The sequence below is a fragment of the Variovorax boronicumulans genome, from assembly GCF_040544675.1.
Lineage (GTDB): Bacteria > Pseudomonadota > Gammaproteobacteria > Burkholderiales > Burkholderiaceae_C > Variovorax > Variovorax boronicumulans_D.
Genome location: NZ_JBEPKK010000010.1, coordinates 83,763 through 98,880 on the forward strand (window position 1 = coordinate 83,763; position 15,118 = coordinate 98,880).

The 15,118-nt window shown below is 68.7% G+C and carries 14 protein-coding genes; 12 read left to right on the forward strand and 2 right to left on the reverse strand.

Translation table 11 applies throughout. The features are described from left to right. The first annotated feature begins 55 nt into the window (after nucleotides 1-55). Nucleotides 56-1,945, forward strand: coding sequence for a GspE/PulE family protein (locus ABIC90_RS18210; protein ID WP_354356406.1), 1,890 nt, complete (start codon nucleotides 56-58; stop codon nucleotides 1,943-1,945). 19 nt (nucleotides 1,946-1,964) lie between these two features. Here ABIC90_RS18210 and ABIC90_RS18215 read toward each other — a convergent pair whose 3' ends face one another. Then, the gene (locus tag ABIC90_RS18215; RefSeq protein ID WP_354356408.1) at nucleotides 1,965-2,711 is read right to left on the reverse strand and encodes an EAL domain-containing protein; all 747 of its coding nucleotides are present in this window, start codon (nucleotides 2,709-2,711) and stop codon (nucleotides 1,965-1,967) included. A 245-nt stretch (nucleotides 2,712-2,956) separates the two neighbouring features. On the opposite strand from ABIC90_RS18215, the gene ABIC90_RS18220 reads away from it, so the two are divergent. Beyond that, nucleotides 2,957-4,108: a metallophosphoesterase family protein gene (locus ABIC90_RS18220; RefSeq protein ID WP_354356410.1), complete on the forward strand. Its 1,152-nt coding sequence runs from the start codon at nucleotides 2,957-2,959 to the stop codon at nucleotides 4,106-4,108. A gap of 3 nt (nucleotides 4,109-4,111) precedes the next feature. Next, on the forward strand, nucleotides 4,112-6,772 hold the full coding sequence (locus ABIC90_RS18225) for an AAA family ATPase (RefSeq protein WP_354356412.1): 2,661 nt from the start codon (nucleotides 4,112-4,114) through the stop codon (nucleotides 6,770-6,772). 33 nt (nucleotides 6,773-6,805) lie between these two features. Here ABIC90_RS18225 and ABIC90_RS18230 read toward each other — a convergent pair whose 3' ends face one another. Continuing rightward, on the reverse strand, nucleotides 6,806-7,249 hold the full coding sequence (locus ABIC90_RS18230; RefSeq protein WP_354356414.1) for a universal stress protein: 444 nt from the start codon (nucleotides 7,247-7,249) through the stop codon (nucleotides 6,806-6,808). Nucleotides 7,250-7,351: 102 nt separating this feature from the next. On the opposite strand from ABIC90_RS18230, the gene ABIC90_RS18235 reads away from it, so the two are divergent. From ABIC90_RS18235 to ABIC90_RS18275, 9 genes are all read left to right on the forward strand, one after another. Continuing rightward, nucleotides 7,352-9,769, forward strand: coding sequence for a heavy metal translocating P-type ATPase (locus ABIC90_RS18235; RefSeq protein WP_354356416.1), 2,418 nt, complete (start codon nucleotides 7,352-7,354; stop codon nucleotides 9,767-9,769). After that, a complete protein-coding gene (ccoS, locus tag ABIC90_RS18240) occupies nucleotides 9,769-9,906 on the forward strand; it encodes a cbb3-type cytochrome oxidase assembly protein CcoS (protein WP_354356418.1) in 138 nt (45 codons plus the stop codon). The genes ABIC90_RS18235 and ccoS overlap by 1 nt, the downstream gene beginning before the upstream one ends. A 65-nt stretch (nucleotides 9,907-9,971) precedes the next feature. Then, a complete protein-coding gene (gene ccoN, locus ABIC90_RS18245) occupies nucleotides 9,972-11,411 on the forward strand; it encodes a cytochrome-c oxidase, cbb3-type subunit I (RefSeq protein WP_354356420.1) in 1,440 nt (479 codons plus the stop codon). Nucleotides 11,412-11,420: 9 nt separating this feature from the next. Then, on the forward strand, nucleotides 11,421-12,050 hold the full coding sequence (gene ccoO, locus ABIC90_RS18250; protein WP_354356422.1) for a cytochrome-c oxidase, cbb3-type subunit II: 630 nt from the start codon (nucleotides 11,421-11,423) through the stop codon (nucleotides 12,048-12,050). Between the two features lie 19 nt (nucleotides 12,051-12,069). Further along, entirely contained in the window at nucleotides 12,070-12,210 is a 141-nt protein-coding gene (locus ABIC90_RS18255; protein WP_354356424.1) for a cbb3-type cytochrome oxidase subunit 3, read from the forward strand. Between the two features lie 13 nt (nucleotides 12,211-12,223). Next, the gene (gene ccoP / locus ABIC90_RS18260; protein ID WP_354356426.1) at nucleotides 12,224-13,138 is read left to right on the forward strand and encodes a cytochrome-c oxidase, cbb3-type subunit III; all 915 of its coding nucleotides are present in this window, start codon (nucleotides 12,224-12,226) and stop codon (nucleotides 13,136-13,138) included. A 12-nt stretch (nucleotides 13,139-13,150) separates the two neighbouring features. After that, a complete protein-coding gene (ccoG, locus tag ABIC90_RS18265) occupies nucleotides 13,151-14,566 on the forward strand; it encodes a cytochrome c oxidase accessory protein CcoG (RefSeq protein ID WP_354356428.1) in 1,416 nt (471 codons plus the stop codon). Between the two features lie 9 nt (nucleotides 14,567-14,575). Then, complete coding sequence (locus ABIC90_RS18270; protein ID WP_354356430.1) at nucleotides 14,576-14,863, forward strand: FixH family protein; 288 nt, start codon at nucleotides 14,576-14,578, stop codon at nucleotides 14,861-14,863. Next, nucleotides 14,860-15,114, forward strand: coding sequence for a hypothetical protein (locus ABIC90_RS18275; protein WP_354356432.1), 255 nt, complete (start codon nucleotides 14,860-14,862; stop codon nucleotides 15,112-15,114). The genes ABIC90_RS18270 and ABIC90_RS18275 overlap by 4 nt, the downstream gene beginning before the upstream one ends. Nucleotides 15,115-15,118: the final 4 nt, after the last annotated feature.

The following is a 15,118-nucleotide window of genomic DNA, read 5'->3' on the forward strand; positions in this document are numbered from 1 at the left end:
TCCGACTTTCTTAACGTCATCGCGCGGCCCGGGCCGCCCACAGGAAACCCATCCCATGTCATCTACCGAAGTCGTCACCCCCGAACAACTGTTGACCGAACTGGAGGCCCAGAGCCGCATGCCGATTGCGCGAATCGGCGAGGCACTGACCGCGCTGGGCATGGTCAGCGAGGAGCAGTTGCGCGCGGGGCTGGCGCAGCAGCAGCTCGATCCCAAGGTGCCGCTGGGCGAAACCCTGGTGCGCATGGGCGTCGTCAGCCGGGCCCAGTTGCAGACCGCGCTGGTCAGGAAGATGGGCTACCCGCAGGTCAACCTGCATCTGTTTCCGGCCGCCACCGAGGCCTTGCGCAAGATCGGCCACAGCGTGGCCCAGCGCCTTCAGGTCATGCCGCTCATGCTTCACGAAGGGCGCCTGGTCCTCGCGCTGGACGATCCCGCCAACCGGCGCTCGGTGATCGACGAAGTGGAGTTCATCGCCCAGATGAAGGTGGTGCCGGTGCTCGGCAAATGCTTCGACCTGGACAGCGTGCTGCACAAGGCCTACGAAAAAGTCGGCGAACCCACCAAGAACCGCTCGGCCGAGCTCGACCCCATGCGCCCCCTGGAGTTCGACATGCCGGGCACCAGCGAGCTGCTGGAAACCCTGGAGAAGGAAGGCCCCGCGGCGGCGGCCCGCACCGAGGCGCCCATCGAGCAATCGGACAACTCCCTGGTGCGGATGATCAACAGCATGATCCAGGAGGCGCACCGCGAGGGCGCATCGGACATCCACATCGAGAGCTGTCCGGGGCACGAAAAAACACGCATCCGGTTTCGCCGCGACGGGCGGCTCTATACCTACTTGGAGCTGCCTTCGAACTACCGCAACGCCATCGTCGCGCGCGTGAAGATCATGTGCGACCTGGACATCAGCGAAAAGCGCAAGCCGCAGGACGGGAAGATCAATTTCGGCAAGTACTCGCCGCAGCATCGCATCGAGCTGCGCGTGGCCACCATTCCCACCAACAACGGCCTGGAAGACGTGGTGATGCGCATTCTGGCGTCGGCCAAGCCCATTCCCATGAGCGAGCTGGGCCTTTCGCAGCGCAATCTGGCGCAGCTCACCCAGGCCGTGGAGCGCCCCTACGGCCTGGTGCTCTGCGTCGGGCCGACCGGCTCGGGCAAGACCACCACGCTGCACTCGGCGCTCATGCACATCAACACGCCCGAGCGAAAGATCTGGACGGCGGAAGACCCCATCGAAATCACCCAGGCGGGCCTGCGGCAGGTGCAGGTCAATCCCCGCATCGACTGGACCTTTGCCAAGGCCCTGCGGGCCTTTGTGCGCGCGGACCCCGACGTGATCATGGTCGGTGAAATCCGGGACCAGGAAACCGCCAGGACCGCCATCGAGGCATCGTTGACCGGCCACCTCGTGCTGTCGACCCTGCACACCAACAGCGCCCCCGAAACCGTGACCCGGCTGCTGGACATGGGCATGGACCCCTTCAATTTTGCAGACTCGTTGCTGGCGGTGCTGGCGCAGCGGCTGGTGCGGCGCCTGTGCACCCAGTGCATCACCAGCAGTCCCGCCAGCCCGGAGACGGTCGAGGAACTGCTGGCCGACTACATGCACGTGTTCCCGGCACAAGACACCCCGGCCGAACGCGAAGCCGTGCGCGACGACTGGGTCCGCCGCCATGGCCGCGACGGGCAACTGCAGGCCTTTGCCAGCACCGGATGCAGCCACTGCGACGGCACCGGGTTCAAGGGCCGCGTCGGCATCCACGAGCTGATGGTGATGTCCAAAACGCTGCGCGGCCTGGTGCAGGGCGGGGCGCGCGCGGAAGAACTGCAGCAGGCGGCCATGCGCGAAGGCATGCGCACCTTGCGTCAGGACGGCATCGACAAGGTGCTGGCCGGGCAAACGACCATCGAGGAGGTCCGCGCCACCAGCAATGCCTGAGCCGGGGCCGCGCGATGCCTCAGGCGGCGCCCCAGTTCACCGCCGGCAACGCGGCGATGCCGGGCCTGGCGAACAAATACCCCTGGAACAGATCCACGCCCAGCCCATGAAGCACATCGACTTCTTCTGACACCTCGACGCCTTCCGCGATCAGGTCGATCTGGAGCTCGTCGCATGTGGCGACGAAGCCCTTCACGATCGCCAGCCGGACCGGGTCGGCGTGGATGTTGCGCACCAGGCTCATGTCGATCTTCACCACATCGGGCTGAAAGGCCGCGAGCAGCTCGAAGCCTGCATAGGCCGCACCGAAATCGTCGATGGCGGAGGTGAAGCCGTGGTGCTTGTGCTCGCGAAAGACCGCCGCGAGGGCGGCGAGGTCGTTCACGCGTTCATCCTCGGTGATTTCGAACATCAGGCGGTTCACCGGAAAATTGCATTGCTCCGCGGCCGCCATGGCGGTGCGCAGGCACTCGGGCTGCCGGGCGACATCGTTGGGCAGCACATTCAGACTGAGCCTGGACGCCATGCCCAGCGCCGCGGCCATTTCGATGGCCCTTACGCGGCAAGCCTCGTGAAACGCAAAGCGGCGCGAGGCATGAACGCCGGCGAGCACTTCGGCGGCGCTCTCTCCGGCCAGGCCGCGCACCAGGGCCTCATGCGCAAAAATCTCGCGCCGCGCGACATCCACGATCGGCTGGAACGCCATGGTGAACGCCGAGCTGAAGCCGGGAAAGCAGGCGTCGGCCATGGTTTCGGTTGTCGTCACGCAGATGGATCTCTCAGGGGAAGGGAAGGAAGGAAAAGAAGGGTTCGGGGCGAGGGGGCAATCTACACCGTGGCCGGTGCTTTACCTATACGCTGAATTGCGAGCGGCGACAAACAGGGCCGTGAAGATGCCGACCCGGCGTGCAAGGCTTCGACAGACTCGCCCGAACGGCTCGCCGCCCCGCACCGTCCTGCTCTAATGCCTCCCTCTGCGACGACGCCCCGCACACGCTGCCTCACACCCCCATGACCCGCTTCCTCCACACCGCCGACTGGCAGATCGGCCGCCAGTTCGCCACCTTCGATCCCGAGCACGCGCCCATCCTGGCCGAGGCGCGCATCGCGGTGGTCGAGCGCCTGGCCGCGCTGGCCACCGAGCATCAGGTCGATGCCGTGCTCGTGGCCGGCGACGTGTTCGATGTGCAGACCGTTTCGGAGCGCACGCTGCGCCGGCTGTTCAATGCGCTCGCGGGCTACGCCGGCCCCTGGCTGATGATTCCCGGCAACCACGACGCCGCGCTCGCGGAAAGCGTGTGGACCCGCGCGCAGCGCCTGGGCGCGGTGCCGTCGAACGTGCATCCGCTGCTGGCGCCCGATGTGCGCGTGTTCGAGGACCAGGGCTTTGCCGTGCTGCCGGCGCCGCTCGCGCAGCGCCACACCTACAACGACCTCACCGCCTGGTTCGACGCGGCGCCAACGCCTTCGTGCCTGTTGCGCATCGGCCTGGCGCACGGGAGCGTGCAGGGCCTGCTGTCGGAGGACATCGATTCGACCAACCCCATCGCGCCCGACCGCGCATCGACGGCGCGGCTGGACTACCTTGCGCTCGGCGACTGGCACGGCTGCAAGCGCATCGACGCGCGCACCTGGTATGCAGGCACGCCGGAGCCCGACCGCTTCAAGGACAACGGGGCAGGGCATGCGCTGCTGGTGGACATCGCTGCGCCAGGTGCCGAGCCGCAGGTCAGGCAACTGGCGGTCGCGCAGTTTCGGTGGCAATCCATCAACGCCGTCGTGCAGATCGACAGCGACGCCGACGCCTTGACGGCCCAGCTGGACCAGCTGGGCGCGCACGACGTGGCGGACCTGCGCGTGCAGGGCCGCATCGACGTCGCCGGGCAGCAGCGGCTGCAGGCGGCCATCGGCCGCGCGGAGGCGCGGGCGCGGCACCTGCAGGCCGATCTGTCCGGCCTGCGGCTGGTGCCCACCGACGAAGACATCGCCGGCCTGCAGGCCGACGGCTACCTGGCCGAGGTGATCCAGGAGCTGCGCGCGGCGCAGGCCCACGCCGATTCACCCGACTCGCCCGAGGCACGCATTGCGCAGGACGCGCTGGCCCTGCTGGCGGCCGAACTGTCGCAGCGCGTGCCGGTGGCTGCAACGGCGGAGGGCACCTGAGCCATGAAGCTGCAGATCACCCGCCTGCGCGTCGAACAGCTGCGGCGCTTTCGCGCGCCCTTCGAGCTCGACGGATTCGAGCCCGGGCTCAACATCGTGGCCGCCGCCAACGAGGCGGGCAAGAGCACGCTGGTGCGCGCGATCCGCGCGGCCTTCTTCGAGCGCCACCGTTCCACGGCGGTCGAAGACCTGCGGCCCTGGGGCGAGGGCAGCGCCGCCGCGCCGCAGGTGGAGCTCGACTTTCTCATCGACGGGCAGAGCCATCGGCTGGTGAAGAGTTTCCTGGGCAAGAAGCGCTGCACGCTGGTGGCCGGCGCGCGTTCGTTCGACGGCACCGATGCCGAAGACCACCTGGCGCAGCTGTTCGGTTTCTCGTTCGCCGGCAAGGGCGCGAGCAAGCCCGAGAACTGGGGCATTCCGGGCCTGCTGTGGGTGGAGCAGGGGCGCGGGCAAGAGCTGGACGTGACGCACGCGCGCGACCACCTGCACGATGCCCTGCGCGAACCCGCCGGCGATTCGGCCGCGGCGCTGGCAGCCAGCGGCGGCGACGCGATCCTGGACAGCCTGCGCGCGCAGCGCGACGAGCTGCTGACCTCGACCGGCAAGCCGCGCGCCGCGTATGCCGAAGCCATCGCGCAGGTCGCAACGCTCGAAGCAGGGCTCTCGGAACTCGATGCGCAGATCACCGCGTACCGCCAGCAGGTCGATCAACTTGCCGCCATGCGCCAGCAGCACCAGGCCGACGAAACCGCCAGGCCGTGGGAAGCCTTGCGCCTGGAGCTGCATGACGCACAGGCCCGCAACGAGGCGCTGCAAGCCGGCCAGGCGCAGTTGCGCAACGACCGCGCGCGTCTGCAACAGTTGCAGGAAACCCGCGAACTGCTTGCCAAGGAGCTGGCCGGGCTCGCCCAGCAGCAGACCGTGGCGCAGGCGCGCGAGCGGGCCAGCGAGGAAGCGGCCCGACAGGTGCAGGACAGCGATGTGGCCCTGGCCCATGCACGCCAGCAGGCGGCGGACGCGCAACGCCGTGTCGACGGCGCCCGCGAAACCTGGCGCGCCGCGAGCCAGCAAGCCCAGCGCCGCCATCTGCAGCAATTGCTGCAACAGGCACAGGCCGATGCGGCACGCAGCGCGGAGGCCTTGGCGCGGGCCGAAGAAGCCAACGAACGGCTGGCCGCGCTGCAGGCCAGCGCCGCGGCGGCGCCGAAGATCCGGCCCGCCGATGTGGCGCAGCTGCTCAAGCTGGAGCGCGCCGAGCGCGATGCCGACCTGCGCCGGCAGGCCGTGGCCACGCGGCTGCAGTTCGTGCTGCCCGACGGCCAGGTCGTCGCGCTGCAGGCACAGGACAGGACGCAGGAACTGAGCGGGCAGGGCGAGCGGCTCATCGACGCACCCGCCACGCTGCACCTGCCGGGTGGCGGGCAACTGACCATCACACCGGGCGGCGACGACCTGGCCGCGCTGGCGCGCGCGCACAGCGATGCGCGCGATGCCTTGCAGGCGGCGCTGCAGGCCGGCGGCGTGGAAGACATCGCGCAGGCCCAGTCGCGCCTGGGCGCCTCGGCCGATCTCGATGCGCAGATCAAGCTCGCACAGCAGGCGCTGGGCATCGTCGCGCCGCGCGGGCTGGAGGTGCTGCGCGCCGAACTCGCCGAGGCGCAGTCCCGCATCGCGACCACGCAGGCGGCGCAGCAACGCCTGCCGGCGGCATCGTCCGAACCCACGCTGTCGATCGAGGAAGCCGAAGCAGCGCAGTCCGCCGCCGTGGCGGCCGAGCAGGCAACGCAGAAAACCCTGGCTGAAGCGCAGCGCCGGCAGTCCGTGGCGCAGGAGGCCAGCGAGTCGGCCCGCCGCGAGCTCGCGGCGGCACAGGCCACGCTCGCCGACCCGGGCCGGCAGCAACGCCATGCCCAGGCCAGCCAGCAATGGCTGGCCGCGGGCGCCGAGGCCGAGGCGCTCACCGCCCGCATCGACGCCACCCATGCCGACGTGCAGGCGGCCCGGCCCGACATCGTGCTGCAGGACATCGACCGCCTGCAGCGCAGCATCGAGCAGGTCACGCGCAGCCACCAGCAGCGCCGCGAGCAGTTGCTGCTGCTCGAAAACACGCTGCAGCAGGCCGGCGCGCAGGGCCTGGAGGAACAGCGCGAGGCCCAGGCCGGGCTACTGGCACAGGCGCAGCGCCGGCACACCGACCTTCAGCGCCGCGCCGATGCGCTCGCGCTGCTGTGCGACAAGCTCGAGCAGAAACGCCAGGCCACGCTGACTCGGCTGCAGGCCCCGCTGCAGGCGCGCATGCAGCACTACCTGCCGCTGCTGATGCCGGGCGCGACCGTGCAGATGGACGCAGGGCTCGCGCCCGCCATGCTCACCCGGCCCAACGCCGCCGGCGCCAGCGAAAGCGGGCAACTGCATGAGATGAGCTTCGGCGCGCGCGAGCAGCTGCGGCTGATCAGCCGCTTTGCCTATGCCGACCTGCTGCAGGAGGCCGGCCGCCCCACGCTGCTGATCCTGGACGACGCGCTGGTCCACAGCGACGCGCCGCGTCTCGCGCAGATGAAGCGCGTGCTCTTCGATGCCGCGCAAAGGCACCAGGTGCTGCTGTTCACCTGCCACCCCGAGGACTGGCGGGACATGGGCGTGGCGCTGCGGCCGCTGGACTGACCGCGGGTTGGAGGTTCGCGGTGCCCCGGGTTCTTATCGGAGCACGAGCACCGGCAGCATCGAATGCGCCAGCACATGCTGCGTCTCGCTGCCCAGCAGCAAACGCTTGATGCCCTTGCGGCCGTGCGAGGCCATGACGATCAGATCGCTCTTGTGCTTCTTCGCCGCGGCGAGGATCGACTCCGCCACCAGGTCCGAGTTGACCGTGGCTGTCTTCACGCGCACGCCGCTTTCCTTGGCGCGTGCGCTCACGGCGTCCAGCATCGTCTGCGCCTTGTCGGCCCATTGCTTCTCGACGCGGCCGATGTCTTCCGCGGAAAAGGTCATCGCGCCCTCGAAGTAGCTGCGCGGATAGCGCGGAACCACGTTGAGCGCCACCAGGTCGGCGTCGTGCCGGGCGGCCAAGGCGATGGCGCTGGTCACGGCCTTCTTCGAGAGCGTGGAACCGTCGGTGGCAACGAGGATGCGTTTGAACATGGGGGTCTCCTGCAAGGTGTGCGGCGAGCTTAGGCACGGCGCGGCCCCGGAGGTTGATGCAGATCAAGGGTCGCGGCGATGGCGGCCCGTAGCCTTGCTGCGATGCAAGCTTCGCTGGCCCCGCTTTCCGCGCTTTCTTCCCGTTCTCCGGCCTCTGCACCAGCCTCGTTCGCGCCGGCGGATGAGCAGAACTGGCAGGTGCTCGACGACCCGGCCGAATGGCCTGCGTTCGGCCAGCCCGATCCAATCGAGAAGGCCGAGAAAGGCGAACAAGGCGGGCAGGGCGATGGCGCCACCGGCCGGTGGACATCGCATGCGGCGGTGCAGGGCATGCATTGCGCCGCCTGCGCCTTCACCGTCGAGGCCGCGCTGCTCGGCGTGCCGGGCGTGATCGAGGCGCAGGTCAGTGCGGCCAGCCGCAGGGCGCGGGTGGTGTGGTCGGCCGCGGCCACCCGGCCTTCGCGCTGGTTCGAGGCCGCGGCCGCCGCCGGATACCCGCTGCTCCCCGCCGGCATCCGGCCCGACAGCGCGCAGCGCGCGCAGCGCGCGCAGGACCTGCGCATGGCGCTGTGGCGCTGGCTGGTCTCGGGCCTCTGCATGATGCAAGTGATGATGTACGCCTACCCGGCCTACATCGCCAGGCCCGGCGACATGACGGCCGATGCGGCGCAGCTGCTGCGCTGGGCGTCCTGGGTGCTCACGCTGCCGGTGGTGCTGTTTTCCTGCGGCCCCTTCTTTCGCAGCGCCTGGCGCGACCTGCGCACGGGAAGCGTCGGCATGGACCTGCCGGTCGCCTTCGGTGTGCTCGTGACCTTCGCGGTCAGCAGCGCCGCGACCTTCGACGCGGGCGGGCCGCTCGGCGGCGAGGTGTATTTCGACTCGCTGACGATGTTCGTCTTCTTCCTCCTGACCGGCCGCTGGCTGGAGGCACGGCTTCGCGACCGCACCGCCGGCTCGCTCGAAGCGCTGATGAACCGGCTGCCGGACGGCATCGACCGCCTCGCACCCGACGGCAGCTGGACCCGCGTGGCCGTGCGACGGCTGGCCGCCGGCGACGTGGTGCGCGTGCGCCCGGGCGAGGCGTTTCCGGCCGACGGCCTGGTGATCGAAGGCGACACCAGCGCCGACGAAGCCTTGCTCACCGGTGAATCGCGGCCGGTGCCGCGCCCCTGCGGTGACCGCGTGCTGGCCGGCAGCCACAACCTCTCCGCCGTGGTGCGGGTGCGCATCGAGTCGGTGGGCGAGGGCACGCGCTTTGCGCAGATCGTGCGGCTGATGGAAAGCGCCGCCGCCAGCAAGCCGCGCCTGGCGTTGCTGGCGGATCGGGTGGCGCGGCCGTTTCTTGTGGCGGTGCTTGCATCGGCGGCGCTGGCGGCGCTGTTCTGGTGGCAGGCGGACCCGGGCAAGGCGCTGATGGTGGCGGTGGCCGTGCTCATCGTGACCTGCCCCTGTGCGCTGTCGCTCGCGACACCGGCCGCGATGCTCGCGAGCGCCGGCGCCCTGGCGCGCGGCGGCGTGCTGACCTCGAACCTGCAGGCGCTGGAGGCGCTCGCATCGGTCGACACGGTGGTGTTCGACAAGACCGGCACCTTGACCGGCGATATCCCGCGCCTGGAGCGCGTCTATTGCCGGCAGGGGCTGCGTCCCGGCGATGCATTGGAAATGGCCGCGGCGCTCGGTGCGCAGTCGCTGCATCCGGTGGCGCGGGCGTTGGTGAACGCATGGCAGGCGCAGTTCCGCTCGCCGCCCGACTGGACCGTGGAACAAGCCGGCGAGACGGCAGGGCTCGGGCTCGAAGGGGTGATGCGCCGGCCGAAGGCGAGCGCGGGCCGTTTCATGCGCCTCGGGTCGCCGGGCTTTTGCGAGGTCGAGCCGCTGGATGTCAACACGGCGCAGGTCCATCTTTCCGATGACGAGGGCTGGGTCGCCAGCTTCGTGCTCGCTGAAGAACTTCGCCCCGATGCCGCCGCGGCCGTGGCCGCGCTGCGCGCGCAGGGCCTCACGGTGCGGTTGCTCTCGGGCGACCGCGACAGTGCGGCCCGCGAGATCGGCGCCCGCGCCGGCATCGACTTTGCAGAGGGCGACTGCACGCCCGAAGACAAGCTGGCCGTGCTCTGGCGCCTGCAGGCCGAGGGGCGGCAGATCGCGATGGTGGGTGACGGCCTGAACGACGGCCCCTCGCTGGCCCGCGCGAACGCCTCGTTCGCCTTCGGCCGTGCCGTGCCGCTGTCGCAAGCGCGTGCCGATTTCGTCGTGCTGGGCGACCGGCTGGCGACCGTGCCAGAGGCCATCGCGCAAGCCCGCAAGACGCTGCGCGTGGTGCGCCAGAACCTCGGCTGGGCTGCGGGCTACAACGCGCTCTGCGTGCCGCTCGCCGTGGCGGGCTGGCTGCCGGCATGGCTGGCCGGCCTGGGCATGGCGGCGAGTTCGCTGGTGGTGGTGCTCAACGCGGCGCGGCTGGCGGGTGGTGCGGCGGCAGCTGCAACAGCAACTGCCGCCGGCGGCGAGGCGGGCCGCTGATGGACATCCTCTTCCTGCTCATTCCGCTGTCGGTGATGCTGGTCCTGGCGATCTTGGGCGGGCTCTGGTGGGCCATCGAGCGCGGCCAGTTCGACGACGTCGAGGCCGAAGGCGACCGCATCCTGCGCGGCGATTGATTTGCATCAACCCCCGAGGGGAGGGCGGCGCTGAAACTGCCCTCAACTCATTCAAGGGCACGACGATGCAACAACCGAACCCACCTGCCGCGGCATACGACGACACCGTCGTGCGGCAGTTCGCGCTCATGTCCGTGGTCTGGGGCGTGGTCGGCATGCTGGTCGGCGTGATCATCGCCTCGCAGCTGACATTTCCCGAACTCAACCTCGGCATCCCATGGCTCAGCTACGGGCGGCTGCGGCCGCTGCACACCAACGCGGTGATCTTCGCGTTCGGCGGTTGCGCACTGATGGCCACGAGCTTTCATGTGGTGCAGCGCACCTGCCAGGTACGGCTGTTCGCGCCGAAGCTCGCGTCCTTCGTGTTCTGGGGGTGGCAGGCCGTGATCGTGGCGGCCGCCATCAGCCTGCCGATGGGCTACACCAGCGGCAAGGAATACGCCGAGCTCGAGTGGCCCATCGACATCCTGATCGCGGTGGTGTGGGTGTCCTACGCCGTCGTGTTCTTCGGCACCATCGGCATGCGGCGCGTGCGCCACATCTACGTGGCGAACTGGTTCTTCGGCTCCTTCATCATCGCGGTGGCCTTGCTGCACATCGTCAACAGCGCGGCGATTCCGGCGGGCTGGATGAAGAGCTACTCGGCCTATGCCGGCGTGCAGGACGCGATGGTGCAGTGGTGGTACGGCCACAACGCCGTGGGCTTCTTCCTCACCGCGGGCTTCCTCGGGATGATGTATTACTACATCCCCAAGCAGGCCGGCCGGCCGGTGTATTCGTACCGGCTCTCCATCGTCCACTTCTGGGCGCTGATCTTCACCTACATGTGGGCGGGTCCGCACCACCTGCACTACACGGCGCTGCCGGACTGGACGCAGTCGCTGGGCATGGTGTTCTCGCTGATCCTGCTGGCGCCCAGTTGGGGCGGCATGATCAACGGCGTGATGACGCTCTCGGGCGCCTGGCACAAGCTGCGCACCGACCCGATCCTGCGCTTCCTGATCGTCTCGCTGTCGTTCTACGGCATGTCGACCTTCGAGGGGCCGATGATGTCCATCAAGACCGTCAACGCCCTGAGCCACTACACCGACTGGACCGTGGGCCATGTGCACTCCGGCGCGCTTGGCTGGGTCGGCTTCATCACGATGGGCTCGCTCTACTACCTGATTCCGCGCATGTACGGGCGCACCGCCATGCACAGCGTGAAGGCCATCGAATTCCACTTCTGGGTGGCCACCATCGGCATCGTGCTGTACATCGCCGCCATGTGGATCGCCGGCGTGATGCAGGGCCTGATGTGGCGCGCGATCAACCCCGACGGCACGCTCACCTACACCTTCGTGGAGAGCGTGAAGGCCACCTTCCCGTTCTACCTGGTGCGCCTGATCGGCGGGCTGCTCTACCTGTCGGGAATGCTGGTGATGGCCTGGAACGTGTGGATGACGGTCATCTCCGGTTCCTCGGTGCGCGCCGAAATCCCGGCCCCCGCCATGGCCCACGCCTGAGGACGCACGATGAACCCGAACCCCGAAAAATCCACCGGCTTCAGCCACGAGAAGATCGAGACCAACAACCTGCTGATGATCGTGCTGATCCTGCTGGTGGTGGCCATCGGCGGCCTGGTGGAGATCGTGCCGCTGTTCTTCCAGAAGTCGACCACCGAGGCGGTGCAGGGCGTCAAGCCGCTCACGCCGCTGCAACTGGCCGGGCGCGATGTTTACCTGCGCGAAGGTTGCTACAACTGCCACTCGCAGATGATCCGGCCCTTTCGCTCGGAGACGCTGCGCTACGGCCACTACTCAGTGGCCGGCGAGTTCGTCTACGACCATCCGTTCCAGTGGGGCAGCAAGCGCACCGGGCCCGACCTGCACCGCGTGGGCGGCAAGTACAGCGACGAATGGCATCGCATCCACCTGAACAACCCGCGCGACCTGGTGCCCGAGTCGAACATGCCGGCCTACGCGTGGCTGGAGAAAACCCTGGTCGACGCGCAGGCCCTGCCCAACCACATGCGCGCATTGCGCACGGTGGGCGTGCCCTACAGCGACGAAGAGATCGCCGGCGCCACCAAGGCGGTGGACGGCAAGACCGAGATGGAGGCCACGGTGGCCTACCTGCAATCGCTGGGACTGGCGCTCAAGTGAGCGGCAAAGGACACCAACCATGATCGACATCACCATCCTGCGCGTGGCCGCAACCGTTGCCTGCTTCGTCGTCTTCATCGGCATCGTGGCCTGGGCGTATTCGCGGCGCAATGCGCGCGACTTCCAGGACGCGGCCCGGCTGCCGTTCGAGCAGGACTGAGGAGCGCACGAGCATGAGCGATTTCATCAGCCGTTTCTGGTCGAACTATGTGGCCGTGGCCTCGTTGCTGAGCATCCTGGGCTGCGTGCTGCTGCTGTGGTTCACCGCGCGCAAGCGGGTGGCGCCCAGCGAGGACAACACCACGGGCCATGTGTGGGACGAGGACCTGCGCGAAGCCAACAACCCGCTGCCGATGTGGTGGGTCGGGCTCTTCGTGCTGACCATCGTGTTCGGGCTGGGCTACCTGGCCGTGTATCCGGGCCTGGGCAGCTTCAAGGGGCAGTCCGACTGGAGCTCGCGCGGCGAGTACGAGGCCGAGGTGGCCAAGGCCACGCAGGAGCTCGCACCCATCTACGCACGCTACACGGCCATGCCCGTCGAAGAGGTCGCACGCGACCCGCAGGCCAGGGCCATCGGCGAGCGGCTCTTCATGAACAACTGTTCCCAGTGCCACGGCTCCGACGCGCGCGGCAGCAAGGGCTTTCCCAACCTCACCGACAAGGACTGGCTGCACGGCGGCACGCCCGAGAAGATCGCCGAGAGCATCACCAAGGGACGCGTGGGCGTGATGCCGCCCATCGCGGCGGCCGTCGGCACGCCCAACGATGTGAAGAACGTCGCCAACTACGTGCTGAGCCTGTCGGGCGAGCCGAACGACTCGGTGCGCGCCGGCCTCGGCAAGTCGAAGTTCGCCGCATGCGCCGCCTGCCACGGCATCGGCGGCGTCGGCAACCAGGCCCTGGGCGCGCCCAACCTCGCCGACAAGGTCTGGCTCCACGGCTACGGCGAGGCGGCCATCGTCCAGATGATCAATGCGGGCAAGCACAGCGAGATGCCCGCGCAGGAAGGGCGCCTGACCGAGGCGCAGATCCGGATGCTCGCGTCGTATGTGTGGGGCTTTTCGAATACGGCCGCGGCCACGCCCTGACCGCGCACCTCGATGACCCGCAAGATCATTCCCATTGCCGCCGCGGCAGCCAGCGAGCACGGTGGCCTCTACGAGGCCACGCAGAAGATCTACCCGCGCACCGTGCGCGGCATGTTCGCGCGCTGGCGCTGGGCCATGGTGTTTCTGACCCAGCTCGTGTTCTACGGGCTCCCATGGGTGCAGTGGGGCGAGCGGCAGATGGTGCTGTTCGACCTGGCCGCGCGCCGCTTCTACATCTTCGGGCTGGTGCTGTATCCGCAGGACCTGATCTATCTGTCGGGCCTCCTGGTGGTGAGCGCGCTCTCGCTGTTCCTGTTCACCGCGGTGGCGGGGCGGCTGTGGTGCGGCTTTGCCTGTCCGCAGACCGTCTACACCGAGATCTTCATGTGGGTGGAACACAAGATCGAGGGCAACCGCACCGCGCGCATGCGGCTGGACACCGAGCCGATGTCGGCCGAGAAGCTGGTCAAGAAATGGTTCAAGCACACCGTGTGGATCGGCATCGCGATGTGGACCGGCTTCAGCTTCGTGGGCTACTTCACGCCCATCCGCGAACTGGGCATGGCCTTCCTGCAGACGCAGATGGGGTCGTGGGAAGTGTTCTGGGTTTTCTTCTACGGCTTTGCCACCTACGGCAACGCCGGCTTCATGCGCGAGCAGGTCTGCAAGTACATGTGCCCCTATGCGCGCTTCCAGAGCGCGATGTTCGACCGCGACACCCTCATCGTCAGCTACGACCCGCAACGCGGCGAGCCGCGTGCGCCGCGTCGCAAGGGCCCCGATCCGCGCACGCTGGCGCTGGGCGACTGCATCGATTGCGGCCTGTGCGTGCAGGTGTGCCCGACCGGCATCGACATTCGCCAGGGCCTGCAGTACGAATGCATCGGCTGCGGCCTGTGCGTGGATGCCTGCGACACCGTGATGCAGAAGATGGCCTACCCGCCGCGGCTGATCCGCTACGACACGCAGAACGGCATGGAGGCCGGCTGGTCGCGCCGCCAGTTGCTGCGGCGCGTGCTCCGGCCGCGCGTGCTGGTCTACACGGCGGTGCTGATGCTGCTGGTGGCGGGCATCCTGGGCAGCCTGCTCGCGCGCACGCCCTTCAAGGTCGATGTGGTGCGCGACCGCGCATCGCTGGCCCGCATCGCCGAGGGCGGGCGGCTGGAAAACGTCTACCGCCTCCAGATCATGAACGCCACCGAAGCACCCCAGCGCTACCGGATCACGGCCGAGGGATTGCAGGGCCTGAGCGTGTCGGCGGAGCAGCCGGTGACGGTCGAGGCGGCCCAGTCGCGCTGGGTCGCCGTGCGCCTGCAAGTGCCTTACGGCGCGGTGCCCGCCGGTTCGCACACGGTGCATCTCGCGATTCGCGAAGAGGGCAGCGGTGCGCAGGTGTCTGAAAAAGCGGCCTTCCTGGTGCCGCGCTGAAAGCCCGAGATGAATGCTGCAACAACGAACGACAAGCCAACCGATGCCTGGTGGCGACATCCGCTGATGTGGATGGTGATCGGCGGCCCCGCCGTGGTGGTGGTCGCGAGCTTCGTGACCTTCTGGCTGGCCTGGCGCAGCCCGGATGCTCTGGTGTCGGAGGACTACTACCGCGAAGGCGTCGAGATCAACAAGACCCTGGCGGCCCGCAAGCTGCTGCCCGCAGTGGCCGGCCGCAACCACGCCGCCACGCCGACAAACGATGTGCCGCTGCCGGCGCCAAAGGCCGTGCCATGAGCGGGATGCGCCGGATGGTCGGCGTCCTGTGGCCGTCGTTCCTGGTGGCTTGCGCCATGGAGATGCTGGTGTTTGCGCTCGTCGACCCGGTCGATGTGTACTGCGGCGCCGATGCGCTGGGCATGTCGCGCCAGGGGGCCTACACCGCCGCGTTCTTCATTTTCTGGCTGATGGCGGCGGCCTCCAGCGCCTGCACCGTGCTGCTGGTGGAGCCGCGCGACGCTGAAGAACGGCGAGAAGCCTCCTCGTGAGCAT